18 protein-coding genes are annotated in these 25479 nt (G+C 72.3%); 11 read left to right on the top strand and 7 right to left on the bottom strand.

The features are described 5' to 3' along the window. Positions 1-98: 98 nt before the first annotated feature. The 3 genes from ACFVH0_RS17850 to ACFVH0_RS17840 all read right to left on the bottom strand — a co-directional run bounded on the left by ACFVH0_RS17850 (position 99) and on the right by ACFVH0_RS17840 (position 2764). On the bottom strand, positions 99-974 hold the full coding sequence (locus tag ACFVH0_RS17850; RefSeq protein ID WP_259935169.1) for an acyl-CoA thioesterase II: 876 nt from the start codon (positions 972-974) through the stop codon (positions 99-101). Positions 975-993: 19 nt separating this feature from the next. Further along, the gene (locus ACFVH0_RS17845) at positions 994-2151 is read right to left on the bottom strand and encodes an acyl-CoA dehydrogenase family protein (RefSeq protein WP_342281486.1); all 1158 of its coding nucleotides are present in this window, start codon (positions 2149-2151) and stop codon (positions 994-996) included. Positions 2152-2374: 223 nt separating this feature from the next. Then, a complete protein-coding gene (locus ACFVH0_RS17840; protein ID WP_385821176.1) occupies positions 2375-2764 on the bottom strand; it encodes a peptidase inhibitor family I36 protein in 390 nt (129 codons plus the stop codon). Between the two features lie 599 nt (positions 2765-3363). On the opposite strand from ACFVH0_RS17840, the gene ACFVH0_RS17835 reads away from it, so the two are divergent. The 4 genes from ACFVH0_RS17835 to ACFVH0_RS17820 all read left to right on the top strand — a co-directional run bounded on the left by ACFVH0_RS17835 (position 3364) and on the right by ACFVH0_RS17820 (position 8617). After that, positions 3364-4212 (top strand): thiopeptide-type bacteriocin biosynthesis protein, encoded by an 849-nt coding sequence (locus tag ACFVH0_RS17835; RefSeq protein WP_385821175.1) that lies wholly within the window; start codon positions 3364-3366, stop codon positions 4210-4212. Position 4213: 1 nt separating this feature from the next. Beyond that, positions 4214-7165, top strand: coding sequence for a lantibiotic dehydratase (locus ACFVH0_RS17830; RefSeq protein WP_385821173.1), 2952 nt, complete (start codon positions 4214-4216; stop codon positions 7163-7165). A 19-nt stretch (positions 7166-7184) separates the two neighbouring features. Next, on the top strand, positions 7185-7328 hold the full coding sequence (locus ACFVH0_RS17825) for a hypothetical protein (protein ID WP_385821171.1): 144 nt from the start codon (positions 7185-7187) through the stop codon (positions 7326-7328). Between the two features lie 101 nt (positions 7329-7429). After that, entirely contained in the window at positions 7430-8617 is a 1188-nt protein-coding gene (locus ACFVH0_RS17820) for a lanthionine synthetase LanC family protein (protein WP_385821169.1), read from the top strand. A 45-nt stretch (positions 8618-8662) separates the two neighbouring features. Here ACFVH0_RS17820 and ACFVH0_RS17815 read toward each other — a convergent pair whose 3' ends face one another. Next, positions 8663-10150, bottom strand: coding sequence for a PucR family transcriptional regulator ligand-binding domain-containing protein (locus tag ACFVH0_RS17815; protein ID WP_385821167.1), 1488 nt, complete (start codon positions 10148-10150; stop codon positions 8663-8665). Positions 10151-10258: 108 nt separating this feature from the next. On the opposite strand from ACFVH0_RS17815, the gene ACFVH0_RS17810 reads away from it, so the two are divergent. The 5 genes from ACFVH0_RS17810 (at position 10259) to ACFVH0_RS17790 (ending at position 19676) form a co-directional block, all read left to right on the top strand. Beyond that, complete coding sequence (locus ACFVH0_RS17810) at positions 10259-11737, top strand: sodium:solute symporter (protein ID WP_385821165.1); 1479 nt, start codon at positions 10259-10261, stop codon at positions 11735-11737. 65 nt (positions 11738-11802) lie between these two features. Then, positions 11803-12771, top strand: a complete 969-nt coding sequence (gene speB / locus ACFVH0_RS17805) for an agmatinase (RefSeq protein WP_124717598.1) — start codon at positions 11803-11805, stop codon at positions 12769-12771. After that, positions 12768-14453, top strand: a complete 1686-nt coding sequence (locus tag ACFVH0_RS17800) for a thiamine pyrophosphate-binding protein (RefSeq protein ID WP_385821162.1) — start codon at positions 12768-12770, stop codon at positions 14451-14453. The genes speB and ACFVH0_RS17800 overlap by 4 nt, the downstream gene beginning before the upstream one ends. Before the next feature lie 264 nt (positions 14454-14717). After that, on the top strand, positions 14718-15680 hold the full coding sequence (locus tag ACFVH0_RS17795; protein ID WP_385821160.1) for a serine hydrolase: 963 nt from the start codon (positions 14718-14720) through the stop codon (positions 15678-15680). Between the two features lie 192 nt (positions 15681-15872). Continuing rightward, on the top strand, positions 15873-19676 hold the full coding sequence (locus tag ACFVH0_RS17790; protein ID WP_385821158.1) for an ABC transporter ATP-binding protein: 3804 nt from the start codon (positions 15873-15875) through the stop codon (positions 19674-19676). A gap of 33 nt (positions 19677-19709) precedes the next feature. On the opposite strand, the gene ACFVH0_RS17785 is transcribed toward ACFVH0_RS17790, so the two are convergent. After that, a complete protein-coding gene (locus tag ACFVH0_RS17785; RefSeq protein ID WP_385821156.1) occupies positions 19710-20207 on the bottom strand; it encodes a hypothetical protein in 498 nt (165 codons plus the stop codon). A gap of 264 nt (positions 20208-20471) precedes the next feature. On the opposite strand from ACFVH0_RS17785, the gene ACFVH0_RS17780 reads away from it, so the two are divergent. Together ACFVH0_RS17780 and ACFVH0_RS17775 are read left to right on the top strand one after the other, a co-directional pair. After that, entirely contained in the window at positions 20472-20843 is a 372-nt protein-coding gene (locus ACFVH0_RS17780) for a hypothetical protein (protein WP_385821154.1), read from the top strand. A 101-nt stretch (positions 20844-20944) separates the two neighbouring features. Next, a complete protein-coding gene (locus tag ACFVH0_RS17775) occupies positions 20945-22414 on the top strand; it encodes a S28 family serine protease (RefSeq protein ID WP_385821152.1) in 1470 nt (489 codons plus the stop codon). A 62-nt stretch (positions 22415-22476) separates the two neighbouring features. On the opposite strand, the gene ACFVH0_RS17770 is transcribed toward ACFVH0_RS17775, so the two are convergent. Both ACFVH0_RS17770 and ACFVH0_RS17765 read right to left on the bottom strand, forming a co-directional pair. After that, a complete protein-coding gene (locus tag ACFVH0_RS17770; protein WP_385821150.1) occupies positions 22477-24330 on the bottom strand; it encodes a glycoside hydrolase family 3 protein in 1854 nt (617 codons plus the stop codon). 170 nt (positions 24331-24500) lie between these two features. After that, complete coding sequence (locus tag ACFVH0_RS17765) at positions 24501-25409, bottom strand: LysR family transcriptional regulator (RefSeq protein ID WP_385821322.1); 909 nt, start codon at positions 25407-25409, stop codon at positions 24501-24503. Between the last annotated feature and the right edge of the window lie 70 nt (positions 25410-25479).

Genomic DNA, 25479 nt, shown 5'->3' with positions numbered 1-25479 from the left:
CCCGCCGACGCGGGGCGGGCCGGCGGGCCCCGGACCGGCGCGGAGGTGCGCCGTTGCCGGGGAGCGGCGACCCCGGTGTGCGTCGGTCCCGGTGGGCGTCAGTCCCGGGGGACGCGGACCACGCCCTCCTGGATGACGGTGATCGCCAGCCGGCCGTCCTGGGTGTAGATCCGGGCCTGACCCAGCCCGCGCCCGCCGGACGCGGACGGCGACTCCTGGTCGTACAGCAGCCACTCGTCGGCCCGGAACGGCCGGTGGAACCACATCGCGTGGTCGAGGCTCGCGCCGACCACGTCGCCGACCGCCCAGCCGCCGCGCCCGTGGGCGAGGAGCACCGAGTCGAGCAGCGTCATGTCGGAGACGTACGTCGCCATGCAGACATGGAGCAGCGGATCGTCCGCGAGCTTGCCGTTGGTGCGGAACCACACCTGGGAGCGGGGCTCACGCGGTTCGCCGACGGTGCCGAAGGGCGGCGCGTCCACGTACCGGAGGTCGACCGCGGCCCGTGCCTCGATCAGCCGGTCCACGACGCCCGGCCCGCTGAAACGGTCCGCGTACCGGGGCAGCATCTGCGCCGCCGTGGGCAGCGTCTCCGGGTCCGGGGCGGACGGCATGGCCGCCTGGTGCTCCAGGCCCTCCTCGTACGTCTGGAACGAGGCGGAGAGGTGGAAGATCGGCTGGCCGTGCTGGACTGCGACGACCCGGCGGGTGGTGAAGGAGCGGCCGTCGCGGATGCGGTCGACGCTGTAGACGATCGGTGCGCCCGGGTCGCCCATCCGGAGGAAGTAGGAGTGCAGGGAGTGGGCCGTGCGGTCGGCGGGGACGGTGCGGCCCGCGGCGACCAGGGCCTGGGCCGCGACCTGGCCGCCGAAGACACGGGGGACGACCGCCGAACGGCTCGTCCCCCGGAAGATGTCCCGCTCGATCTGCTCAAGGTCGAGCAGATCGAGCAGGGAGTCGAGTGCTGCGCTCATGAAAGGAACGTAGCCGCTCTCACAGGCCCATGGACTTGGCGATGATCGACTTCATGACCTCGTTGGTGCCGCCGTAGATGCGGTTGACCCGGTTGTCCGCGTAGAGGCGGGCGATCGGGTACTCGTTCATGTAGCCGTAGCCGCCGTGCAGCTGGAGGCAGCGGTCGATGACGCGGTGCGCGACCTCGGTGCAGAACAGCTTCGCGGATGCGGCCTCGGCGGCGGTCAGCTCACCGGCGTCGAGGGCCTCCAGGGCGCGGTCGGCGACGGCCTCGGCGGCGTCCACCTCGGCCTGGCAGGCGGCCAGCTCGAACTTGGTGTTCTGGAAGGACGCGACGGTCTTGCCGAAGACGGTGCGCTCCTGCACGTACTGCTGCGCGAACCGGACCGCGGCCCTGGCCTGCGCGTACGCGCCGTAGGCGATGCCCCAGCGCTCGGACGGCAGGTTCTGGCCGAGGTAGTAGAAGCCCTTGTTCTCCTCGCCGAGCAGGTCCGCGACGGGCACCTTCACGTCGGAGAAGGCCAGCTCGGCGGTGTCGGAGGTCCGCAGGCCGAGCTTGTCGAGCTTGCGGCCCAGGGAGTAGCCCTCGGACTTGGTGTCGACGGCGAACAGGGAGATGCCGAAGCGGCGGTCCTCGGCGGTCGGCGCCGAGGTACGGGCGCAGACGATGACGCGGTCGGCGTGGACACCACCGGTGATGAAGGTCTTCGAACCGTTGAGCACGTAGTGCGTGCCGTCGTCGGAGAGCTTGGCGGTGGTCTTCATGCCCGCGAGGTCGGAGCCGGTGCCCGGCTCCGTCATCGCGAGGGCCCACATCTCCTCGGCGGAGACGAACTTCGGCAGGTAGCGCTTCTTCTGCTCGTCGTTGGCGAGCATCTTGATGTACGGCAGGGCGAGCAGGACGTGCACGCCGGAACCGCCGAAGTTGACGCCCGCGCGGGCGGTCTCCTCGTACTGGATGGCCTCGAACTTGTGGGTCTCCAGGCCGGCGCCGCCGAACTCCTCGGGCACGTTGATGCCGAACAGGCCGAGGTCGGCGAGCTTGGTGTAGAGCTCGCGAGGCACGATGCCCTGCTGGAACCACTCGTCGTAGTGGGGGACGACCTCTGCCTCGATGAAGGCGCGTATGGTCTCCCGGAACGCCTCGTGGTCCTCGTTGAATACCGTACGGCGCACGGGGTGCCTCCTAGATCAGCTTCGGCCGGCCTGGCTAAGCGCTTGCTCAGATACATTCAAAAGTTACCCGGCAGTCATGGAAGCTGTCCAGGGTGATACTCGGCACGCCCGGCCACGGGTACGCGGACGGTCCTCCCCGGCCGCCGACCGGGAAGGACCGTCGCACTTCGGTGACTGTCGGCGCTGACCGCCGGTGCTGTCGGTGCTGGTGGGGCTGTTGAGGCTATTGGGGCTTGAAGGAACGGATCTGGTAGTTCCCCTGGAGGTTGCCACCGCTGCCGGCGGGGGTGGAGCCGACCCGGGAGTTGTAGTTGGTCTGCGTGTAGTACTGCACGCGGTGCCCGGTCGCGTTCCACACGGAGCGGACGTTCTGGCCCCGCTGGATGAACGAGCAGTCGTCGGCGGTATTCGCCCGCTGCTTGTCGGACCACTGGCAGCGGGTGCCACCCCCGTTCCAATCGCTGTAGATACAGAAGTAGCCGGGGCTGCAACTGAAGGAAGCCCTGCCGCTCCCGGGAGCGGCGTTCCCGGTGGCCGCGGTCGCGGCGGGGCCGGTGGCCGGCCCCAGGGCGAGGGCGAGAGCGGTGACGGCGAGCGCGCTGAAGCGGTTCATGAAGAGACCTCTTTCCGGACGGTGGCCAGGGTTCCGCCCCCTGGTCACCGTCAGCGTGGCACGGCCGTGACCTGCGCAGACAGGCGGTAACGGGGGCGCTCGAAGCCCACCGCGAAGACTGCGGCACGCCTCCACGCACCGGCGCCGACGCCTGCCCGGAGTGATCGCCCACCGGTGCCCGCGGGCCGATGCGCGACTACCGGCTCGGAGCCGAATCGTGGGTCGTGCGACGGCGTGGGTTTCCGCGCTCCCGGCTCATGCGCCACGCCAAGCGCACACCCGTCCATCATCTGACTTATTGCCATATCTCTTTCAGTCGGTGTTGACGCGGGAATTGACCTGTTGACGGACCTGACCGGTCCGGCGCAGACAGACAGGGTCTCCGGTTCCGGCCGGACGTGCCCGGGCGCATCCGGTCCGGCCGACATGCGGCCAGGGCGTTTCCGAGCGTCCCGTGAGTCCGCGAATCCGTAGATGACACAGCACCGAGCAGGGCTTCTCACGATTCCCGGGTGAGGCCGCGGCGCCCACTCCGCGAACGCGATCCGGCGATCCATGAGATGCACCGGCATGCCGAAAACACGACACACGGAGGTCCCATGCTGGGGGTGGAGCACCCGGAGGCGAGCTGGGTTCAGGTGAATCTGGCCCCGCAGCCGCGTTCATGGCCGCGCCTGTACGAATGGCTCGCCGGTATCGCGCACGACCTCATCGACGAACACACCGCGCGGGCCTTCTTCTTCATGCACAAGCCGCCCGGTCTGCGGGTGCGCTTCCAGGCGTCGAGAGAGGCCGGCACCGTTCTGTTGCAGGCCGAACTCCTCGGCCGGATCAAGGAGTTCGACGGGCTGTCCGGACCGCCGGTGTGTGCGGTGTACGAGCCGGAGTCCTACCTCTTCGGCGGGCCCGGCTCCATGCCGTGGGTGCACGACGTGTTCACGGCGGACTCCCTGGCCTGGCTCGACCACCACACCCGGCGGCCCGGTGACAGCGGCGGGCACGCCGCGGCCGACTGGCGGCTCTCGCTCGCCCTGCTCCGCGAGATGTTCGACGGCCTGGGCATAGTCGGCTGGGAACACCGGGGCGTCTGGGACGCGGTGCGCACGGACACCGGACGCCGCCTTCCCGAGGGGCTGCGGGACGCCGCGCTCCACCGGGCGGCCCAGGGCATCCGCACCTACTGGGAACAGCCTCGCGCACAGCTCCTCGCCGGACTGCCCGAGACCTGGCGCGCGGGCCAGGAGCGCCACTGCGAGGCGGTGCACCTGGCCGCGGCCCGCTGGCGCACCGGCTACTTCGAGTCCGGTTACGCCCAGCGCGGCCCCCGCCGCGCCGCCGCCCACGCCGTGATCTTCCACTGGAACCGGGCACGGCTCTCGTCCGCCCGCCAGAGCCTGATCGCCGAGGCCCTGTTCGACGACGGGGCGGACGACGGGGCGGTGGACTGACATGACCGGACTCCACGTGGCCTCGCCGGCCCCTGCCCGCCCCGGCCCGGCCGACGGCCGGCTCCTGGGCGCCACCGCCCTGGTGCGCGCTTCCGGCGTCCCCGCCTCGACGTGGACGGCCGCGGGCGGCTCCGGGCTGTTCGGCCGGGTCGTCGAGCACGCCGACACGGTCGAGCGGCAGACCGCGCAAGCCCGGCTCCTCGCCGAGGCGTTGAGCAGCGTCGTCCCCGACCAGCGCCTCACGGACAGCGAGCGCCGTGCCGTGCTGGCCCTGCGACGACGCCTGCACTCCGGCTCGGCACCTGGCCCGGCGGACTGCGGATTCCTGGAGACGCTGACCGCCGTACCCGAGTGGCTCGTACGGGAGACCGGAGCGCTCTGCCGCGCCGCCGCGTCGGCCCTCGCGACCCGGGCGGAACTGGAGCGCGCGCGCGGCGGCGGGCGCGCGCGGGGGGGGGCGCGGGGCGGGGGGGGGGTGTGCCCCCGCCCCGGGCGGCCGGGGTTAAAAGACGGAGCGAGTCCCGGGCTGGCAAAGGACGTTGCCGCACGCCTGGCCGGCGGCGAGACATGGAGCGGCAAGCGGCTGCGCAAACGTTCCGCGTATCTGTGGCGGGCCGTGGGCCGGGCGGCGGCGAAGACCACGCCACGAGGGTGGGTGGGTCAGGTCGCCCCGGTCCCGGTCGGCGGGGCGGGGCCGGACGGGGCGGGGGTCCGGCTGCTCACCCCCGGTGCCGAGCTGGCCGGGCTGGCCGCCGCCGCCGTGGAGAACGTCCACGTCGTACGCACCCTGGCCGGCGCGCAGGACCTGCGGGGCGCCGACCCGGCGACCGCGCTCGCGCCCGCCCCGCTGTCCCTCACCGACGGCGGCGGTGAGGACGGGGCGGGGGAGACGCTGCGCTGTTACGCGATCGACCCGGGCGATCCGGGGCGGCTGAGGCAGGTCGCGGTGCGGCGTACCGCGCTGCTGGACCTGTTGCTCACCCTGTTCGCCGAGGGACCGCGCACCCTCGCGGAGCTGGAGTGCGCGTTGCCGGTCGCCGACCCCGTCGTACTGCGCGGATTCCTCACCCACCTGATGGGGCTGGGCGTGCTCCAGCACTGCGCGGCCCCGCGCCGTCGCCACATCGCCTGGTCCCCGGCAGCCCGGGTGGCCGGATCCGGCCGGCTGCCCCGGCCGGGCGGCCGATCTGCTGATCCCGAGCCCGACAACCGATCTGCTGATCCCGAGTTGGGCGGCCGATCTGCTGATCCCGAGCTTGACAGCCGATCTGCTGACTCCGAGTTGGGTGGCCGATCTGCTGATCCCGAGCCTGACAGCCGATCTGCTGATCCCGAGCCCGACAACCGATCTGCTGATCCCGAGTTGGGCGGCCGATCTGCTGATCCCGAGCCCGACAACCGATCCGCAGACCCCGAGCCGGGCAGCCGATCCGCAGCCCCCGAGCCCGACAACCGATTCGCGGACCCCGAGCCGGACGGCTGGTTCCTCGACTCCTACCGCCGTCTGGACGCCCGGGTGCCCGACCCGGCCGCCGCCCGCGTCCAGCGCGCCCTGCGGACCGCCCACCGGGTGGCCGCGCTGCGCCGGGCCGACCGGGAAACGGCCTCCGGCGCACCGGCCCCCACGCCCGGTACCGAGCAGTTGGACGAGCGTCCGCGTCCCGTCGGCGAGATCCTGGCCGCGCTGCTGTCGTCGGGCGAGCGGCCGTCCCCCGGGCCGAACCCGCACCGCTACCGGGGATGGCATCCGGCCCACGGACCGGAATCCGGATACGCCCGGCTCCTCGACCGTCTCGCCGCCCACCGTGACGAGGCGCAGGTGGACATCGACGACGACCTCCTGGACGCGCTCGGAGCGCCGCCGGCCGAAGAGGCGGTGCCGCCCTGGCCGTTGGACTGTCTGCTGCGCCCGCTGCCCGGCCCGGGGCCCGTCGCGGTGCTGGAGACCGCCTCGCCCGCCGGAATCATCGACGCCCGGTTCGCCGAGGCGCTCCAGGACCTGTACGGCGGCTACGGCGCCGTCGACACCTACCGCGACTTCCTGGCCGCGGTGGAGCGGCGGGCCGGGGTGAGGTTCGTCGAACTGCTGGTACCGCCGGTGTCGGAGCGCGCGGCCAACGCCGTCCGACGCCCCGTCACCACCCGCTGGTGGACGGGCGACCCCAACCCGGCCGCGTACTTCGGCCCCGGCGGACCGGGCGGCCCCGGTCAGCCCGACGGCCCCGGCCCGCGCTACCTCCCCCTCGACCGCATCACCCTGCGCCGATCGGGCGGCCGGATCGTCGCCGAGGTGGACGGGGAGCGTGTGGTGCCCGTCCATCACGCCACCCGTAACCCGATGCCCCCGTACGACGTACTCGTCCGGCTGCTGCTGTCGGCCGGGCACCCGTGGGCGGCCACGATGCTCCGGCTCGACGGTCTCGCCGCGGCCTTCCCCACGCACCCGGACGTGACCCGCACGCCGAGGGTGACGATCGGTACCGATCTGGTCGTCTCCCCGGCCACCTGGCGGGTGCCCAGAGCCCGGCTGTGGCGGCCGGGCGACGGGGATCTCGACCGGGTACGGACACTGGCCACGCTCGTACGGTCCGCCGCGATGCCGCGGTTCGTCTTCGTACGGCCCGCCTTCGAGGCCAAGCCGGTACCGGCCGACCTCGAAGCGCTGACCGCGCTGAACGCCATCGAGCGGGCCTGCGCCGCGCTGCCCGGTGACGAGCTGGTCATCGAGGAGATGCTGCCCGGCCCGGTGGCCGGACCGCACGGGCCGACGCTGTCCGACGCACTGCACCGGGGCGCACCGGTCGCCGCCGAGCTGATGCTCAGGCTGCCCTTCGACCGGACCGCCGAGGAGCTGGCCGCGCCCGCAGCCGCAGCCCTCACCCAGGACGTCCCCGGCCCGCCCGCACCCGGTGCGGACGGATGCCGGGGCGGCAACCCATCAGGGAAACAGTAGGAAACAAGGAGGAAACACCATGTCCAACATGGAGATCACCGACCTCGACACCCTCATCGACGAGCTGGACGAGCGCATCACCGGCACCGAGCTGCCCGCGCTGACGGACAGCTACAGCGCCCTGTGCACCATCATCGTCTGCAACTCGGTCATCTGTGGCTGAGGCCGCCGGCTGACCACGTCCGACCGGACGCGACGCGTCCATCACTGAGTTGAACGGAGCCACCCGGACCGGTCCGGGTGGCTCCCCGACGAGGAGGCCCGATGCCACCGCACGGCCCCGGACCGCGTCCTTCGGCACTCGATCTCGCCCGGCAATTCCTGGACGGATACCCGGAGTCCGAGAAAACCACCTCCGACCCGGGCATCCCGGTACTGGCCTCGCTGGTCGCCCGGGCGGGCGACCCCGCAGCGGCGGCGAGCGCCCGGCGCGCGGTCGCCGCCTGGTCCCGGACCGTCGGCCGCGGCCTCTCCCACGGCGGGCTGCTCGACGGCGGCCTGGCCGGAACCTACGTCGGCCTGCGCCGGGCCGCCCGGATCCACCCCCCGCTGCACCACGCCGCCGACCGGCTGCGCGACCACCTGCTGAGCAGCGCCTCGGCGCGCCCCTGGCGGACGACGGACATCGGTCTGCCCGACTACGACCTCATCGGCGGACCGGCCGGCACCCTGCTCGCGCTCTGCGCCCAGGAACCACAGCCGTCCGTCCGCCAACTCCTGCCGTTCGCCACCCACTTGGCGGCGCTGTGCGACAGCGGTGACCTGCGCCGACTGCACATCGGCCAGTACGCCGGAGATCCCCGGCTGGGCTGGCTGCAGGGCCGGGTGAACACCGGAATGGGCCACGGCGTGGCGGGACTCGTCGCCGCGCTCACCGCGACGGTCCGCCGCACCGGGCCACGCCCCCGGCTGACGGATGCCCTGCGCCGGGCCACCCACTGGCTGGTGCGGCAGTCCTTCGAGGACGACCGGGGTATCCGGAGCTGGGACGGCGCCGGTCTCGACGGCCCGCCGCCCGCCGGGGCGCGGGCCCGGCAGGCCTGGTGCTACGGCGCCCCCGGCATCACCTGGGCGCTCTGGGACGCGGCCGATGTGCTGGGCGACCGGGCGACGGCCGACTGGGCTGCGGCCGCCTTCGCCACCCTCGCGGAGCGCTATGACGAGGACTTCCACCTCTTCGGCGACCCGTTGACGGACCGGCTCGCGCTGTGCCACGGCGCGGCGGGCGTGCTGGCCGTCGCGGACGCCTTCCACCGCTGGGCCCGGCTGTCGCCCGCCGCCGTGCTCGGCGCCCGGCTGGCCGAGCACCTGACCACCCGGCTGCCGGCGGCCCTCGCCGCCGGCCGGCCGCGGACCTCACTGCTCGCCGGAGCCCCGGGCGCACTCAGCGCCCTGCTCACCGCCACCGACGACACCTCGCGCGACTGGCTGCCCTGCCTCGGGCTGCGGTAGGCCGGTACCGGCGGTCCCGGTCGGCGGCGCACCGCCGAACACCGCTCACCGCACCCGCAGCGCGAACCACAGCTCCGTCCGTACGTCCATGTCGTCCAGGTCCGCGTCCAGCAGGGCCGCGCAGCGGGCGATGCGCTGGCGGACCGTGTTGCGGTGGATCCGCAGGGCCGTGGCCGTGCGGTCCCAGCTGCCGTGGAGGCTCAGCCAGCAGCGCAGGGTCTCGGTCAGCGGCTCGGTGAGCGGGGCGAGGAGGGCGCGGGCGTGCGCCTCCGCGCGGTCGGGCGGGATCAGCGCGGCCAGCCCCGCCCCGCCGCCGTTGTGGTGGTGGGCCAGCGGGGTGCGGGTGGCGAGGGCCCGGCCCAGGGCCCGGGTGGCCTGGTCGTCGGCGAGGTCGAGGGCGGTGATGGCGGCGGGGGCGGACGCGCCGAGGGTCCAGCCGGGCTGCGGGGTGATCCGGTCGCTGCCGGGGATCAGCACCCGTACGGCGTCGCCGCCCCGGCCCGCGTCGACCAGGGCCGAACCGAGGGCGGCGCCCAGCGCGCCGGTGGTGAGCGGGTCGACCGGGCCGTCGCCGCTGCGGCGCGCGTGCACCACCGTCCACTGCTCGGCGCCTCCGAGCAGCGGCGCGACGTCCTGCGGGTCCGCGCCCAGCAGCATCCGTACCAGTGCGGCCGAGCGGCCCGCGGCGTCGGCGCCCTGGTGCGGGGCGGCCAGCAGGGAGAGCAGGACCACCGCGATCCCGGCGATGGTGTGGTCGCCCGCCTCGCGCCGGTCCGTCGCCAACGCCAGGACGAGCCCCTGGCCGCCGCCCAGCGCGTACGCCGACAGATGGGTGCCCCGCAGGGTGTCGGTGGCCGACGCCGGGGCAGGGCGTGACCCGGCGCAGACCACCCGGGTGAGCCTGGCCAGCGCCGCCCCGATGTCGGGGGCCGGGCGGCGGCCCGACGCGTGCAGTTCCTCGCCGTCCGCGGCGAGCAGCGCCGCCCGGCCCTCCAGCTGGGCCGCCAGCTGGTGCAGCACCGCCGGGACCGGGTCGGGCCGGGCCGCCGCCGTGGCCAGGGCCTGCTGGGCGCGCGTCACCCGGCGCAGCTCGCGGTGGCGGGCCTCGGCCATCAGCCGCCACACCGTCCGGGCGATCGCCGTGAACGGGGTCTCGGGCGGCACCTCCAGCAGCGGCAGACCGTGCCGGTCGCACGCCTCGATCAACGCCTGCGGCACCGTGTCGAACACCGGCGTCACCCCGAAACCGAGCGCCGCCGCCCCCGCCTCCACCAGCCGGTCCACGTACGCGTCCGGGTCCTTCAGCAGCACCCCGGCACTCAGCAGCAGCTCACCGCCGAGCAGATAGGGGTACGGGTCGGCCATCTCCGAGGTGTGCACCCACAGCAGATCAGCCTGCGCCGGACCCGCGATCCGGCGCAGCCCGAGCTCCTCGTGGGCGAGCAGTTCGGCGAGCGGGATCGGTGGAGTGGGCGGGGGAGCGGGCGCCGGGGTCGGCCCGGCCGAGGCTTCCGGCATGGACGGTCCATCCATCAGAGACTTCGATTATGGATGAAACGTACTCTTCAGCGTCGCTTGCGGGCCACCTACCGTCTTCTTCACGTAAGACATGTGCACTTGTGAGCGAAATGGAGGAAGCCCATGGCCGTCGACTACGCGGTGATCATCATCTATCTGGCCGGCATGCTCGCCATGGGCTGGTGGGGCATGCGCCGCGCCAAGTCCAAGAGCGAATTCCTGGTGGCGGGCCGCAGGCTCGGCCCCGGGATGTACTCCGGCACGATGGCCGCCATCGTCCTCGGCGGTGCCTCCACCATCGGCGGCGTGGGGCTCGGTTACCAGTACGGCCTCTCCGGCGCCTGGATGGTCTTCACCATCGGCCTCGGACTGCTCGCCCTGTCCGTCTTCTTCTCCGCACGCATCGCTCGGCTGAAGGTCTACACCGTCTCCGAGATGCTCGACCTGCGCTACGGAGGCCGGGCCGGGATCATCTCCGGCGTCGTGATGTGGGCGTACACGCTGATGCTCGCGGTCACCTCGACCATCGCGTACGCCACCATCTTCGACGTCCTTTTCGACCTGAACCGGACCGTCTCGATCATCCTCGGCGGCGCCATCGTCGTCGCGTACTCCACGCTCGGCGGCATGTGGTCGATCACGCTCACCGACATGGTGCAGTTCGTCGTCAAGACCATCGGTGTGCTGCTGCTCCTGCTGCCCATCGCGGTGATCAAGGCGGGCGGCTTCAGCGAGATGAAGGCGAAGCTGCCCACCGAGTACTTCGACCCGCTCGGCATCGGCGGCGAGACGATCTTCACCTATGTGCTGATCTACACCTTCGGCATGCTGATCGGCCAGGACATCTGGCAGCGGGTGTTCACCGCCCGCAGCGACAAGGTCGCCCGCATCGGCGGCACCGTCGCCGGTACGTACTGCCTCGTCTACGCCATCGCCGGCGCCGTCATCGGCACCGCCGCGAAGGTCATGTACCCGACGCTGCCCAGCGCCGACTCCGCGTTCGCGACCATCGTCAAGGACGAGCTGCCCATCGGTGTGCGCGGCCTGGTGCTGGCCGCCGCGCTCGCCGCCGTGATGTCCACGTCCTCCGGCGCGCTGATCGCCTGTGCCACCGTCGCCAACAACGACATCTGGTCCCGGCTGCGGGGCGTGGTGTCCAGGGGCGGCGAGGCCGCCGAGGCCGAACACGACGAGGTGAAGGGCAACCGGGTCTTCATCCTCATCATGGGCGTCGCCGTCATCCTGATCGCCATCGCGCTCAACGACGTCGTCGAGGCTCTGACCGTCGCGTACAACCTGCTCGTCGGCGGCCTGCTGGTGCCGATCCTCGGCGGTCTGCTGTGGCGCCGCGGCACCGCGGCGGGCGCGCTGGCCGCGGTGGCGGTCGGCGGCCTCGCGGTGATCGGCCTGATGGCAACCTACGGAATCCTCGCCAACGAACCGGTCTACTACGGACTGCTGGCCTCGCTCGCGGTGTATGTGATCGTCTCCCTGGTGACGAAGCCGACCGACGCGGCCGTACTCACGGCCTGGCGCGAGCGGCTGGCGGGACGGGGCGCGGAGACCGAGGAGCCGGTGAGCGAGACGGTCACCACCGCTTAGGGCCTGCCCGGCTCCCTCCCCACCACACCGAACAACGCATGAAACCCGAAGGAAAGGCACTTCACATGAGCAGCAACGAAACGCCGCGCGGCCCCGTCGACTCCTCCCGCGTCCCGCGGTACGCCGGACCCGCGACGTTCGCCCGGCTGCCCCGCCTCGACGAGGTCGGTACCGCCGATGTCGCCGTCGTCGGCGTGCCCTTCGACACCGGTGTCTCCTACCGGCCCGGCGCCCGCTTCGGCGGCAACGCGATCCGTGAGGCCTCTCGCCTGCTGCGCCCGTACAACCCGGCGCAGGACGCCTCGCCGTTCGCGCTCGCGCAGGTCGCCGACGCCGGTGACATCGCCGCGAACCCGTTCAACATCAACGAGGCCGTCGAGACGATCGAGGCCGCGGCCGACGACCTGCTCGGCACCGGCGCCCGCATGATGACGCTCGGCGGCGACCACACCATCGCGCTGCCGCTGCTGCGTTCGGTCGCCAAGAAGCACGGCCCCGTCGCGCTGCTCCACTTCGACGCGCACCTCGACACCTGGGACACCTACTTCGGCGCCGAGTACACCCACGGCACCCCGTTCCGCCGCGCCGTCGAGGAGGGCATCCTCGACACCTCCGCGCTCTCCCACGTCGGCACCCGCGGCCCGCTCTACGGCAAGCAGGACCTGGACGACGACGCGAAGATGGGCTTCGGCATCGTCACCTCCGCCGACGTGATGCGGCGCGGCGTCGACGAGGTCGCCGACCAGCTGCGCCAGCGCATCGGCGACCGGCCGCTGTACATCTCCATCGACATCGACGTGCTGGACCCGGCGCACGCCCCCGGTACCGGCACCCCCGAGGCCGGCGGTCTGACCTCCCGCGAGCTCCTGGAGATCGTCCGCGGGCTGTCCTCCTGCAACCTGGTCTCCGCCGACCTGGTCGAGGTCGCCCCCGCGTACGACCACGCCGAGATCACCTCCGTCGCCGCCTCCCACACGGCGTACGAGCTGACCACGATCATGTCCCGCCAGATCGCAGAGGCCCGTACGAAGTGAGCCACGACCACCACGACGAGCGGCCGCGGCTCACCCCCGAGCAGATCGCGGCCGCGCTGAACCCCCCGGCCGGCCGCAACGGCGGCGACCTCGTCGTCGAGACCCTCCAGGGCCTCGGCGCGACCACCGTCTTCGGCCTGCCCGGCCAGCACGCGCTCGGCATGTTCGACGCGCTGCGCCGTTCCTCCCTGACGTACATCGGGCTGCGCGTCGAGAACAACGCGGGCTTCGCCGCCGACGCGTACGGCCGGATCACCGGCGAGGTCGCCCCGCTGCTGCTCTCCACCGGGCCGGGCGCCCTCACCTCCCTCGCCGCGCTCCAGGAGGCGGCGGCCGCCTCCGCCCCCGTGCTGGCGATCTCCAGCCAGATCCCGGTGGCGGGCCTGGGCGGCGGACGCCACGGCTACCTGCACGAACTGCGCGACCAGAAGGCGTCGTTCCGCGACGTCGTGAAGTCCGTCCACACCGTCCGCACCGCCTCCCAGATCCCGTCGGCGATCGCCGCCGCCTGGGAGTCCGCGCTGACCGCCCCGCACGGCCCGGTCTGGATCGAGATCCCGCAGGACGTGCTCCTCGCCGAGACCACCGTGCCGGTCGTCTCGGCGATGGACGCCACCCCGCGCGAGCTGCACGCCCGTCCCGAGCTGACCGCCGTGGCGGCCGACCTGCTGTCGAGGGCCGAGCGTCCGGTGATCATCGCGGGCGGCGGAGTCGTACGGTCCGACGCGTCCGGCAAGCTGCTGGCACTCGCGGAGAAGCTGAACGCACCCGTCGTCACCACCTTCGGCGGCAAGGGCGCCTTCCCGTGGGAGCACCCGCTCTCGCTCCAGTCCTGGCTGGAGGACCGGTACACGACGGACTTCCTGGAGTCCGCCGACGTGCTGCTGGTCGTCGGCTCCGGCCTCGGTGAACTCTCCTCGAACTACCACACGTTCGCCCCGCGCGGCCGGGTCATCCAGATCGAGGCGGACGCCGGGAAGCTGGAGTCCAACCACCCCGCGCTCGGCATCCACGCCGACGCCCGCGAGGCGCTGTCCGACCTCCTCGAAGCGGTCGACCACCGCGAGGACCCGTCGGCGCCGGACCGGGTCCGTACGGTCCTCGACGCGGTACGGGACAGGATCGCCGCCCAGGAACTCACCCTGGAGCAGCGGCTCATCGCCTCGGTCCGCGAGGCGCTGCCCGACACGTCCCCCAGCTTCTGGGACATGACGATCCTCGCCTACTGGGCCTGGTCCGCCTTCGACGCCCGCCGCCCGAACACGATGCACTCGGCCCAGGGCGCGGGCGGCCTCGGCTACGGCTTCCCGGCCGCCCTCGGCGCGGCGGCGGCCGACCGTACGCGGCCGGTCCTCGCGGTCTCCGGCGACGGCGGCGCGATGTACTCGATCGCGGAACTCGCCACGGCCCGCCAGTACGACCTCCCGGTCACCTGGCTGATCGTCGACGACGGCGGCTACGGCATCCTGCGCGAATACATGACGGGCGCCTTCGGCGAGGCCACGGCGACGGAGCTGACCCGCCCCGACTTCGTGGCCCTCGCCGAGTCCTTCGGCGTCCCGGCGATCCGCACCACCCCGGAATCGCTCACCGCCGACCTGGCCGCGTCCCTCGCGGCACCCGGCCCTTCGGTGGTCGTGCTCCCGGCCCTGCTGAGGATGTTCGAGCCGACGCATCTGTAGGAGAGCCGCTCCGCAGGAGAGCCGCGGGCGGAACCCGTGCCCGACGCCCCGTACGGCGTCGAGACCCCGTACGACCGGGGGAAAGCACGGTTTCCGCCCGGCTGAGCCGTGTGCGCCCCGGCGTCCCCCCGCGCCCCGGCGAGTGTCACGACATGGCTACAACGACCCGTGCCTCGTACAACTTTTCGGTCCAACGGCAGTCATCTCTGTCGGGCGTGCAGGGGGCGCGCCCGTACAGATGACTCAGGGGACGGGGAAAGCCTCATGACTGGATCCCACATATCCCGCCGTGCGCGCGGCGGGATGGCCGTGGCGCTCGCCGCGGGCGTGCTCGCACCCGTGGCGCTCGGCGTCGCGCCCGCCGCGGCGGCGACGCCGACGGTGAGCTGCACGTCCGGCAAGGCCGGGCTCGCCGCGAAGCTGTCGAAGGACATCACCGCCGCGCTCAAGGGCCGCAAGTCGACGACGGCCGTGGCGCTCTACGACCGCAGGACCAAGACCAGCTGCACCCTGCGGGCGACGACGAAGTACGACTCCGCCAGCGTGGTGAAGGCGACCGTGCTGGCGACGCTGCTCTGGGACAACAAGAAGCACAAACGCTATCTCACCCAGCGCGAGATCAACCTCGCCACCGCCATGATCACCAAGTCCGACAACAACGCGACCACCAGCCTGTGGAAGCAGCTCGGGGTGACCAAGGTCAAGGGATTCCTCAAGGCCGCCGGTATGACACACACCGTGCCCGGCTCCGGCGGCTACTGGGGACTGACCCAGATCACCGCCCAGGACGAGCTGCGGCTGCTGAACCTGCTGACCGCCAAGAACTCCGTGCTGAGCGACAACTCGCGCGCCTACGAGCTGGGCCTGATGCGCAAGGTCGTCTCCTCGCAGCGCTGGGGCACGCCCGCCGGGGCGCCGTCCGGGACGACCGTGCAGGTCAAGAACGGCTGGCTGCCGCGGGCCACCCACGGCTGGCGGGTGCACAGCATCGGCGCGTTCACCGGCAAGGGACACGACTACGCGATCACCGTGCTCACCCAGGACAACAAGACGATGAACGACGGCATCAACACCATCCAGGCCGTCGCCCGCGCCGTGCACAAGGACCTCAACCCGGCCACCACCGCGAAGACGACCGTCGCACCCCCCGCAGCCCCGCAGGAGGCGGTCCCCGCGGTACCGGAGGCCCCGGCCGTACGCATGCTCACCGCGACCCCGCAGCGGTAGCACCCGCCCGCCCGAAGCCGTCCCCGCCCACCGGACCCGGCAAGCCCGTCCGGCGGCGGGGCGGCCGGACGGCGTAGGACCGTCGGCGGACCCCCGCTACCGCGAAGGGCCCGGCTTTGTGACAGCGGGATGAAATCCGCTGCCCAGCGCGTTGGTGCCTTGCGGTAGGGCAGGTCGAACGGGGAGGCACCGGTGACGGACGCAGGGGACGTACAGGGCGCGGCGCGGGCCCCGGGGTGGGCCCGGCGGCTGTGCGGCTACGCATGGCGCTACCGGCGCAATGTGCTGCTGGCGCTCGGCTCGTCGCTCGCCGGCATGGCGGTGATGGCGCTCGTCCCGCTGATCACCAAGGTGATCATCGACGATGTCGTGGTCGGCCACACCCGGTCCCTCGCCGTCTGGACCGGGCTCCTCATAGCCGCCGCCGTGCTCGTATACATATCCACGTACATCCGCCGGTACTACGGCGGCCGGCTCGCCCTCGACGTGCAGCACGATCTCCGTACCGAGATGTACGGGACGATCACCCGGCTCGACGGGAAGCGGCAGGACGAGCTGTCCACCGGCCAGGTCGTCGGGCGCGCCACCAGCGACCTCCAGCTGATCCAGGGGCTGCTGTTCATGCTCCCGATGACCATCGGGAACGTACTGCTCTTCCTCATGTCCCTGGTGATCATGGCGTGGCTCTCGCCGTTGCTCACCCTGGTCGCGATCGCCGTCGCCCCCGCCCTCTGGTTCATCGCCCGCCGCTCCCGCACCCGGCTCTTCCCCGCCACCTGGTACGCCCAGGGGCAGGCCGCCGCCGTCGCCGGAGTCGTCGACGGGGCCGTCTCCGGGGTCCGGGTCGTCAAGGGGTTCGGGCAGGAGGAGCAGGAGACCGGCAAGCTGCGCGAGGTCGGGCGCAGGCTCTTCGCCGGACGGCTGCGCACGATCCGGCTGAATTCCCGCTACACCCCCGCCCTCCAGGCCGTCCCCGCGCTCGGCCAGGTCGCGATGCTGGCCCTCGGCGGCTGGCTCGCCACCCGGGGCGAGATCACCCTCGGTACGTTCGTGGCGTTCTCCACCTATCTCGCCCAGCTCGTCGGGCCCGTCCGGATGCTCGCCATGGTGCTCACCGTCGGCCAGCAGGCCCGGGCCGGCGTCGAACGCGTACTGGAGCTGATCGACACCGAGCCGACCATGAAGGACGGCACCAAGGACCTCCCGGCCGACGCCCCCGCGAGCGTCGAGTTCGACGACGTACGGTTCGGCTACGCTCCGTCGCGCTCCGCCTCCGCCGGTGACGAGGATCTTGGAGACGGAGCCCCGGAGCGCCCCGTCCTCGACGGGTTCTCGCTGACCATCGAGCCCGGCGAGACCGTCGCCGTCGTCGGCGCCTCCGGCAGCGGGAAGTCCACCGTCTCGCTGCTGCTGCCCCGCTTCTACGACGTGACGCACGGCGCCGTCCTGGTCGGCGGCCACGACGTCCGCGAACTGACCCACGCATCGCTGCGCGCCGCCATCGGCCTCGTACCGGAGGACAGCTTCCTGTTCTCCGACACCGTCCGCGCCAACATCGCCTACGGGTTCCCCGACGCCACCCAGGAACAGATCGAGAAGGCGGCCCGCGCCGCCCAGGCCGACCGCTTCATCGCGGAGCTGCCCGAGGGCTACGACACCAAGGTCGGCGAGCACGGGCTCACCCTCTCCGGCGGCCAGCGCCAGCGCGTCGCGCTCGCCCGCGCCATCCTCGCCGACCCCCGGCTGCTCCTCCTCGACGACGCCACCTCCGCCGTCGACGCCCGCGTCGAGCACGAGATCCACGAGGCGCTGCGCCAGGTGATGGCCGGCCGCACCACCCTGCTGATCGCCCACCGCCGCTCCACCCTCGGCCTCGCCGACCGGATCGCCGTCCTGGAGCACGGCCGGCTCGCCGACATCGGCACCCACGAGGAGCTGGAGCGCCGCTCCCCGCTCTACCGGCGGCTGCTCACCGACCCGGACGAGCTGGGCGGCACCTCGCCCGGACACCTCCCGACGGCCGCCCCGGCCGACACCACCCCCGAGGACGACCGCGCGCTCCAGGAGGAGCTGGACGCCGAGTTCGACGCCGAGCGCGGTATCAGCCCCCACCTGTGGGTCCGCAAGGAGGAGCCGCGCGACACCGACGCGGCCGGCATGCCCGCCACTCCCGAGCTGCTCGCCCAGGTCGATGCGCTGCCGCCCGCCACCGACACCCCCGACATAGACGAGGCGCGGGCCGTCCGCGCCGAGGACTCGTACGGGCTGCGCAGGCTGCTGCGCGGCTTCGGGCTGCCGCTGCTGGTGAGCCTGGCCCTGGTCGCGGTCGACGCGGGCGCCGGTCTGCTGCTGCCGGTGCTGATCCGGCACGGCATCGACCAGGGCGTCTCGCAGCTCGCGCTCGGCGCGGTCTGGGCGGCGTCCGCGCTGGGGCTGGTGGTCGTCCTCGTACAGTGGGCCGCCCAGATCGGCGAGACCCGGATGACCGGCCGCACCGGCGAGCGGGTGCTGTACTCACTGCGGCTGAAGATCTTCGCGCAGCTCCAGCGGCTCGGCCTGGACTACTACGAGCGCGAGCTGACCGGCCGCATCATGACCCGGATGACGACGGACGTGGACGCGCTGTCCACGTTCCTGCAGACCGGTCTGGTCACCGCCTTCGTCTCCGTCGTCACCTTCTTCGGCATCATGGTCGCGCTGCTGGTCCTCGATGTGCAGCTGGCCCTCGTGGTCTTCGCGACGCTGCCGGTGCTGGTCATCGGTACGTTCTTCTTCCGCCGCAAGAGCGTCAGGGCGTACGAGCTGGCCCGCGAGCGCATCAGCGCGGTCAACGCCGACCTCCAGGAGTCCGTCTCCGGGCTGCGGATCGTGCAGGCGTTCCGCCGCGAGCACGACGGCAGGCAGCGGTTCGCCGAGCGCAGCGACCACTACCGCGAGGCCCGTGTCCGGGGCCAGTGGCTGATCTCGGTCTACTTCCCGTTCGTGCAGCTGCTGTCCTCGGTGGCCGCGGCCGCCGTCCTGATCGTCGGCGCGGGCCGGGTCGACAACGGCACGCTCACCACCGGTGCGCTGGTCGCGTACCTGCTCTACATCGATCTGTTCTTCGCCCCGGTGCAGCAGCTCTCCCAGGTCTTCGACGGATATCAGCAGGCCACCGTCTCCCTCGGCCGCATCCAGGAGCTGCTGCGCGAACCGACCTCCACCGACGCCGCGGACGAACCGCTGGACGTGCTGTCGCTGCGCGGCGAGATCGCCTTCGAGGACGTGTCCTTCGCGTACGGCTCCGGCGACGACGCCGAGGAGGCGCTGGCCGGGGTCGACCTGCGGATACCGGCAGGGCAGACGGTCGCCTTCGTCGGCGAGACCGGCGCCGGCAAGTCCACCCTCGTCAAGCTCGTCGCCCGGTTCTACGACCCCACGGGCGGCCGGGTCACGGCGGACGGCACCGATCTGCGCCGCCTCGACCTCACCGCGTACCGGCACCGCCTCGGCGTCGTACCGCAGGAGGCGTACCTCTTCGAGGGCACGGTCCGGGACGCCATCGCCTACGGGCGGCCCGAGGCCACCGACGCCGAGGTGGAGTCGGCGGCGCGGGCGGTCGGCGCCCACGACATGATCGCCACCCTGGACGGCGGCTATCTGCACGAGGTCGCCGAACGGGGCCGCAACCTCTCGGCCGGACAGCGCCAGCTGATCGCGCTCGCCCGCGCCGAACTCGTCGACCCGGACGTCCTGCTGCTCGACGAGGCGACCGCGTCGCTGGACCTGGCCAGCGAGGCCCTGGTCAACCAGGCGACCGACCGGCTCACCGGCCGGCGCACCACCCTGGTCGTCGCCCACCGGCTGACCACGGCGGCCCGCGCCGACCGGGTCGTGGTGATGGACCACGGCCGGGTCGTCGAGGACGGCACGCACGATGAACTCCTGGCCGGGGAGGGCCACTACGCCGTGCTGTGGCGCACCTTCATCGGGGAGGACGAGCCCGCGCAGGTGTGAGAGCGGGCCCGTCCGCCCCGGGCCGTTTCCGGGTCAGTCGCCGATGCCGGAGATCTTTCCGGTCCGCAGGTCCGAGCGGACCGTCAGGTACGAGTACGTGGGGTGCTCGCCGCCGCTCCAGGTGAGCCGCACCGTCGACCAGGTGTGGCCGGCGGCGCTGTCGTCCGGGGTGACCCGGAAGGCGAGCGGGGTGTTCTGGGCGCGGAGCACACCGTCCGCGTGGTTGCGCTGCTCCCAGGTGTTCAGTTCGGAGCGCAGACGGGGGGTCAGATAGAAGGTGCGCAGGGCGGTGGCGAGCTGTCCGCCGTCCTCGGCGGAGACGGCGTCGATGTAGGCGCCGTAGAAGTGGGCGACCTGCTGGTAGGCGGGGGTGTTGAGGTCACTGCGTACCGATGCCGCGGCGGCCGGGGCCTGCGGGGTCGCCGCCGCTGCCGGGAGAGCGGCGACGGCGGTGAGGAGAGCGGAGGCGAGCAGCGTCCGGCCGATGAGGCGCCGGGCGCGGGGGCCCTGTGCGTTGCGGAGCTGAAGCATGACAGTTCCTGCCTTTCGTATGGCTCTGTCCTGTTGGAGTCATGCTGTGGCGATTCGGTTGCCCGAGGTGAGGAGCACGCCGTACGCAACCTCCGGATGGCCTCCTGCGTCGTACGCATGTATGCGCATGCGCCACTCAGGGGCGTAGGTGTTCGAATGGTGATGGAGTTGCTGGTGATCAGAGGGACGCGAAAGTCCGGAAAGGTCGATATTTCCGAAGAGGGTGGCGGCAGAGGAAGAGGCGGGAGCCGTCGTGTCCGCCGGATGCTGGTCCGTTCCGTCGTCCTGCCGCTGGTGGCCGCCCTCGGCCTGGTGCTCGGCGGTCCGTCGGCCGGCCGAGCCGATGCCGCGTCGGCCTGCGCCGGACGACTCGCGAAGACGGTCCCGTTCAAGACCGGCGAGCTGCGCGTCTACAAGAGCCGTTCCTATGCCTGCGCGATCGCGGTCGCCAAGAAGTCCGGCCCGCGCCGCGCCATGTCCGTGACGCTCCAGGCGCGCGGCGGCAGCCCCGTCGTCGACCGGGGCCGGTACACCAAGCAGGCCGGCCCGGTGACGGTCCATGCGCTGAACCGCTGCGTCAGAGCCTCGGCCACCATCTCGGGGAAGTCCGGCTCCACGGGCTGGATCCTCTGCTGACCGGCCCGGACCCCGAGGCCGCCGCGTGCCGACCGGGTCTGGCGGCACGGGTGTCGCCCCCGCTAGGTTCACGGCGACTGCTGTGACTCCTGGGAGGGCGTATGCGCAAGGCGTTCAGAGGGTTCCTGTCGCTCGCGGTGCTCATCGGCACGGTGGGCGCGACGGGCGCCTCGGCCGGGGCGGCCACCGCCGCGGAACCGGCCGCGATCAGGACCGGTCCCGCCGCGGACAACGGCACGGGCACGGACATCAAGGACCGGATCCTGGCCATCCCGGGGATGAGCCTCATCGAGGAGAAGCCCTACGCGGGCTACCGCTACTTCGTCCTCAACTACACCCAGCCGGTCGACCACCGGCACCCGTCCAGGGGTACCTTCCAGCAGCGCATCACCGTGCTGCACAAGGACACCTCCCGCCCGACGGTCTTCTCCACCAGCGGATACAACGTCTCCACGAGTCCCGGCCGCGCCGAGCCGACCCGGATCATCGACGGCAACCAGGTCTCCCTGGAGTACCGCTACTTCACCCCGTCCCGGCCGGCCCCCGCCGACTGGTCCAAGCTCGACATCTGGCAGGCCGCCAGTGACCAGCACCGCGTCTTCACCGCGCTGAAGCGGATCTACACCAAGAAGTGGCTGACCACCGGCGCCTCCAAGGGCGGCATGACGGCCACCTACTTCGAGCGCTTCTACCCACGGGACATGGACGGCGTCGTCGCGTACGTCGCGCCCAACGACGTGGTGGACAAGGAGGATTCGGCCTACGACCGGTTCTTCGAGAACGTCGGCACCAAGGAGTGCCGCGACCGGGTGAACGGTGTCCAGCGCGAGGCACTGGTCCGCCGCGAGCCGCTGGAGAAGAAGTACCGGGAGTACGCCGCCGCCAACGGCTACACCTTCGACACCACCGGCTCGCTCGACAAGGCGTACGAGGCCGTCGTCATGGACTACGTCTGGGCGTACTGGCAGTACAGCCTGCTGTCCGACTGCGACACCATCCCGGCCGACGCCCAGTCCGCCACCGACCAGACGATCTGGGACTCCATCGACTCGATCTCCGGCTTCTCCACCTACACCGACCAGGGCCTGGAGCGGTACACCCCGTACTACTACCAGGCGGGCACCCAGCTGGGATCGCCCGACATCCGCCAGCCGTGGGTCGGCGGTCTCAGCCGGTACGGGTACCAGCCGCCGCGCACCTTCGTGCCGCGTTCCATCCCGATGAAGTTCCAGCCGTCCGTGATGCGCGACGTCGACAACTGGGTGAAGCACCACGCCGACCGGATGCTGTACGTGTACGGGGAGAACGACCCGTGGGGCGCGGAGCGCTTCCGGGTCGGCGCGGGCTCCCGTGACAGCTACGTCATGACCGAGCCCGGCGGCAACCACGGCGCCAGCGTGGCCGGGCTCGCCGAGAACGACAGCGCGAAGGCCACCGCGGCGATCCTGCGCTGGGCGGGTGTCGCCCCGGCCGCCGTGCGGGACGACCCGTCGAAGGCGAAGCCGCTCGCGAAGTTCGACGCGCGGCTCGACAGGCAGGACCTGATGAACGAGCGCCGGCTGCGGCCGTAGGGCCCGGCCGTCACCCGTGACGGGGAGGGGCCGCGCACCGCGCACAGCCCCTCCCCGCTGCGTCAGTACCTCAGCCCGTAACCCACCGGGTGCAGCACCACGGCCGGGTCGTCCGCGCGCTGCACCGGGACCGGCAGGGTGCCCTCCGGTTCGGCGCGGCCCGCGATCACCCGGGCGGCGGCGCGCAGTTCGACATCGGTCCAGGAGTACGTGGCCAGGTTCGCCGCGAACCCGGTCCCGGCCAGCTGGGCGATGTCGTACGGATTGCGGATCGCCACCGTGATCACCGGGACGCCGGTCGCCGCCAGCGCGCTCACCAGGGTGCGCTGCGAGCCTGTCGCCGAGACGTTGTACGTCGCCACGACCACCGCGTCCTTGCCCTGTGCGGCGGCCACCGCCTCGGCGATCTTCGCCGCGGTGGGGGCGGTGCCGGTGGACAGCGCGGTCGCCGTGTACCCGAGTTCGCCGAAGGCCTTGGCCAGGGTGGTGGTCGGCGGCCCGGTGGTGCCGGACGGGGAGGCGGGATCGGCGCCGGCCACCAGCAGGTTGCGGTGCGAGCGGCGGGAGAGCGGCAGCACCGCGCCGTCGTTGGCGAGCAGCGTGGTGGTGCGCTCGGCGATCCGGTCGGCGGCGGCGAGGTGCGAGCGGGTGCCCACGGCGCGGTCCACCCCCGAGCGGCTGACGAACGGGTCGTCGAACAGACCGAGTTTCGCCTTCAGCCGCAGGATGCGCAGGATCGATTCATCAATCCGGGCCTCGCTGATCTCACCGCCCTTCACGGCCTCCAGCACGGCGTTCCAGGAGACGTCCAGGATCGGCGGGTTCAGCAGCTGGTCGACGCCGGCCCGGAGGGCGAGGACCGGCACCCGCTCGTCGCCGTACTTCGTCCGCACCCCCTCCATGCCGAGCGAGTCGGTCACCACGACACCGTCGTAGCCGAGTTCCTCGCGCAGGATGCCGGTGAGGATCGGGTGGGACAGCGTCGCCGGGTCCTCCGCCGGGTCCAGGGCCGGGACCACGATGTGCGCGGTCATGATCGAGTCGATGCCCGCGGCGATCGCGGCCCGGAACGGCGGCTCGTCCAGCTCTGCCCACTGCTCCCGGGTGTGGGTGATGACGGGCAGTCCGGTGTGGCTGTCGGTGCTGGTGTCGCCGTGGCCCGGGAAGTGCTTGGCCGTCGAGGCGATCCCGCTGCTCTGGTACCCCTTCACCTGCGCGGCGACCATGGCGGCCACGGACTGCGGGTCGGAGCCGAAGGAGCGTACGCCGATCACCGGGTTGGCCGGGTTGACGTTGACGTCCGCGTCCGGGGCGTAGTTCTGGTTGATGCCCATCGCGGCCAGTTCGGCGCCCGCGATCTGCCCGGCCCGGCGGGCGTCGGAGCGCGAACCGCCCGCGCCCAGCGCCATCGCGCCCGGCATCAGGGTGGCGGGCTCGCCGACCCGGCAGACGATGCCGTGCTCCTGGTCGGTGGAGACGAGGAGCGGCAGGGGAGTGGGGCCGGCCAGACCGGCGCGCTGGATGCCGTTGGAGAGTTCGGCGATCTGGTGCGGGTCGCGGGTGTTGTGCGCCCAGGTGAAGTAGATGATCCCGCCGACGTGGTACTTGGCGATCATCTCGGCGGCGGTACGGACCCCGATCTCGGCCATGTTGGCGTCGATGTCGGCCTGGTCGGGGTCGGTGGCGGAGTGCCCGTACACCCGCATCACGAAGAGCTGCCCGACCTTCTCCTCCAGGGTCATTCCGGAGATGATCCGCTTGAGGCGCTTGGTCGTGGCGGCTGAGCTGTGCCGTCCGCTGCTCGCGGACCGCTGGGCGGCGACCGCGCCGGGGGCGAGGCCCGCGCCCGTGGCGGCGGCGACCGCCGTCGCGGCGGTGGCGGTGAGGAGGGTGCGTCTGGAGGTGCGGTGGTGCACGTGAGCTCCTTCGGCCGTACTCGGGGACGAGAGGTGGAGAGAACTGGTGAAAGAAACTTCCAAGGAGCACGGATATCCAGAAAATAACTTCCGGTCAAGGGTCCGGACCGATTTGAGTCCGTGCGGCGTGGCAGCGGACGCGCTCCCCTCCCGGTGACCGGGGGCCGTACTCAGCTCAGCCCCACCGCGGCCCCGTGGGCCCGCAGCGCGGACACCGCCGCCGTGATCGCGGGCCGCCGGGCCGCCTCCGTACGCCACAGCGCGTACAGCCGTCGCACCGGCACGGGATCCAGCCGTACGGCCACCACTCCCGGCGGCAGCTGCCCCCGCCCCAGGCGCGGGATCATCGCGACCCCGAGGCCGGCCGCGAGCAGGGCCAGCTGGGTGTGGTTCTCCTCCGCCCGGTGCCGGATGTCCGGCTCGTAACCCGCCGTCCGCAACGTCCGTACGAGCCAGTCGTGGCAGACCGTCCCCGGCGGCTGGCAGATCCACCGCTCCTTCGCCAGCTCCTCGCGCCGCACCGCGTCCCGCCCGGCGAGGCGATGTCCCTCGGGCACCAGCAGATCGCAGCGGTCGTCGCCGATCACCGCCTGCGCCACGCCCTCGGGGGCGGGCAGCGGGGCGATGTCCCAGTCGTGCGCGACCGCCAGATCGATCACGCCCTTGGCCACCAGGTCGACCGAGAGATGCGGATCGACCTCGGTCATCCGGACCTCCAGCGCCGGGTGCTCCCGGTCCAGCCCGGCCAGCACCCCGGGCAGCAGTCCCCGTGCCGCGGACGCGAACGCGCCGATCGACAGCCGCCCGGTCGGCAGCCCCCTGCGCTCCTCCAGCGTGGTCTCGGCACGCTCCACGATCGCCAGCAACTGCTGGGCCGTCGCGGCCAGATGGAGCGCCTCCTCGGTCAGCGCGACACCGCGACCGCGACGCTCAAGCAGCGTGGTGCGGGTCTCCCGCTCCAGCTTGGTGATCTGCTGCGAGACCGCCGAGGGGGTGTAGCCGAGCGCGGCGGCGGCGCCCGCGACGGAGCCGTGGACGGAGACGGCGTGCAGGGCGCGCAGCCTGGCCAGATCGAGCACCACGGCCTCCCGGACCTCGGTGACGCGTGAACCGGTCATCGAGTCGGCCCATCGCGTGATTCATCAGCGA

Source organism: Streptomyces sp. NPDC127117 (genome assembly GCF_042677325.1).
Classification (GTDB): Bacteria; Actinomycetota; Actinomycetes; order Streptomycetales; family Streptomycetaceae; genus Streptomyces.
The sequence above is the reverse complement of the archived record's forward strand: the minus strand, read 5'-3'. Positions and strand labels throughout refer to the sequence as shown.

What these genes read in the sequence shown, in the direction of transcription:
- ACFVH0_RS17850 (WP_259935169.1), bottom strand. Translation starts at nt 974, where the DNA reads ATGAGCGCAGCACTCGACTCCCTGCTCGATCTGCTCGACCTTGAGCAG.
- ACFVH0_RS17840 (WP_385821176.1), bottom strand. Translation starts at nt 2,764, where the DNA reads ATGAACCGCTTCAGCGCGCTCGCCGTCACCGCTCTCGCCCTCGCCCTG.
- ACFVH0_RS17835 (WP_385821175.1), top strand. Translation starts at nt 3,364, where the DNA reads ATGCTGGGGGTGGAGCACCCGGAGGCGAGCTGGGTTCAGGTGAATCTG.
- ACFVH0_RS17830 (WP_385821173.1), top strand. Translation starts at nt 4,214, where the DNA reads ATGACCGGACTCCACGTGGCCTCGCCGGCCCCTGCCCGCCCCGGCCCG.
- ACFVH0_RS17825 (WP_385821171.1), top strand. Translation starts at nt 7,185, where the DNA reads ATGTCCAACATGGAGATCACCGACCTCGACACCCTCATCGACGAGCTG.
- ACFVH0_RS17820 (WP_385821169.1), top strand. Translation starts at nt 7,430, where the DNA reads ATGCCACCGCACGGCCCCGGACCGCGTCCTTCGGCACTCGATCTCGCC.
- ACFVH0_RS17815 (WP_385821167.1), bottom strand. Translation starts at nt 10,150, where the DNA reads ATGGATGGACCGTCCATGCCGGAAGCCTCGGCCGGGCCGACCCCGGCG.
- ACFVH0_RS17810 (WP_385821165.1), top strand. Translation starts at nt 10,259, where the DNA reads ATGGCCGTCGACTACGCGGTGATCATCATCTATCTGGCCGGCATGCTC.
- speB (WP_124717598.1), top strand. Translation starts at nt 11,803, where the DNA reads ATGAGCAGCAACGAAACGCCGCGCGGCCCCGTCGACTCCTCCCGCGTC.
- ACFVH0_RS17795 (WP_385821160.1), top strand. Translation starts at nt 14,718, where the DNA reads ATGACTGGATCCCACATATCCCGCCGTGCGCGCGGCGGGATGGCCGTG.
- ACFVH0_RS17785 (WP_385821156.1), bottom strand. Translation starts at nt 20,207, where the DNA reads ATGCTTCAGCTCCGCAACGCACAGGGCCCCCGCGCCCGGCGCCTCATC.
- ACFVH0_RS17780 (WP_385821154.1), top strand. Translation starts at nt 20,472, where the DNA reads ATGCTGGTCCGTTCCGTCGTCCTGCCGCTGGTGGCCGCCCTCGGCCTG.
- ACFVH0_RS17775 (WP_385821152.1), top strand. Translation starts at nt 20,945, where the DNA reads ATGCGCAAGGCGTTCAGAGGGTTCCTGTCGCTCGCGGTGCTCATCGGC.